The sequence below is a fragment of the Streptomyces colwelliae genome (assembly GCF_048158785.1).
In the GTDB taxonomy this organism is placed as follows: Bacteria; Actinomycetota; Actinomycetes; order Streptomycetales; family Streptomycetaceae; genus Streptomyces.
On sequence record NZ_JBLTJC010000858.1, the window covers coordinates 1 to 773 of the forward strand.

Consider the following 773-nt stretch of genomic DNA (forward strand, 5'->3'; position numbering starts at 1 on the left):
CCTCGACCCCGCCGCCCTCGACGAGGCCCTCACCGCGCTGCCCGGCCCCCGCGGCTCCGTCCTGGTCGCCGCCACCGCCGGCACCACCGACGCCGGACTCATCGACCCGCTCCCCGAGATCGCCGGCCTGTGCGCCGCCCACGGCGCCCGCCTCCACATCGACGCCGCCTACGGCGGAGGCCTCGTCTTCAGCGACCGCCACCGCGACAAACTCGCCGGCCTCGACCGCGCCCACACCGTCACCCTCGACCTGCACAAACTCGGCTGGCAGCCCGTCGCCGCCGGCCTCCTCGCCGTACGACACCCCCGCGACCTCGCCGCCCTCACCCAGCGCGCCGACTACCTCAACGCCGACGACGACACCGAAGCGGGCCTGCCCGACCTCCTCGGCCGCTCGATGCGCACCACCCGCAGACCCGACGTCCTCAAACTCGCCGTCACCCTGAAAACCCTCGGCCGCACCGGACTCGGCACCCTCGTCGACCAAGTCTGCGCCCGCGCACGGGAGTTCGCCGCCCTCATCCGCGACCACCCCGGCTTCGAGCTGTACGACCCACCCGTCATCAGCACCGTCCTGTTCCGGCCCGCCGAAGCCACCGACGACGCCGTGGCCGCCGTACGCCGCCAACTCCTCACCGAGGGACGGGCCGTCCTCGGCCGGGCCGCGCTAGACGGCCGCCTCTGGCTCAAGGCCACCCTCCTCAACCCCCACACCCGGCCCGACGACCTGGCCGCCCTCCTGAAACTGGTGGAAGGAAACACCCCCCGATGAG

1 protein-coding gene is annotated in these 773 nt (G+C 73.9%); it reads left to right on the forward strand.

The window, feature by feature from the left end:
* A partial coding sequence (locus tag ACNFOC_RS54835; RefSeq protein ID WP_416966375.1) for a pyridoxal phosphate-dependent decarboxylase family protein occupies positions 1-772 on the forward strand: 772 nt, incomplete at its 5' end.
* Between the last annotated feature and the right edge of the window lies 1 nt (position 773).